This is a genomic window from Leucobacter japonicus, assembly GCF_001273855.1.
GTDB classification, from domain to species: Bacteria; Actinomycetota; Actinomycetes; order Actinomycetales; family Microbacteriaceae; genus Leucobacter; species Leucobacter japonicus.
The window spans coordinates 1-265 of the sequence record NZ_JHBX01000028.1 but is presented as its reverse complement, the minus strand read 5'-3'; the positions used below and the strand labels follow the sequence as shown (position 1 = coordinate 265).

The 265-nt window shown below is 64.5% G+C and carries 1 pseudogene; it reads left to right on the top strand.

What is annotated here, in order from left to right:
• Positions 1-265, top strand: a pseudogene (locus AMS67_RS17545) (TetR/AcrR family transcriptional regulator); the annotation flags it as partial.

Sequence of the window (265 nt, the reverse complement as noted above, 5' to 3'; positions counted from 1 at the left end):
ATCTACTACTACTTCGGCGGCAAGGAGCAGCTGTATCTGGCGGTGCTCGAGAACGCCTATCGCGGGATCAGGGAGGCGGAGCGGGAGCTCCAGGTCGACGGCCTCGAACCGGCCGAAGCCGTGCGGCGGCTGGCCGAGCTCACCTACGACCACCATCTCGCGCACGGCGACTTCATCAGGCTCGTCGCGATCGAGAACATCCATCATGGCAGGTTCATCAAGCAGCTGGACTCGCTGCGAGAGGTGAACAAGCCCGCCCTGGGGC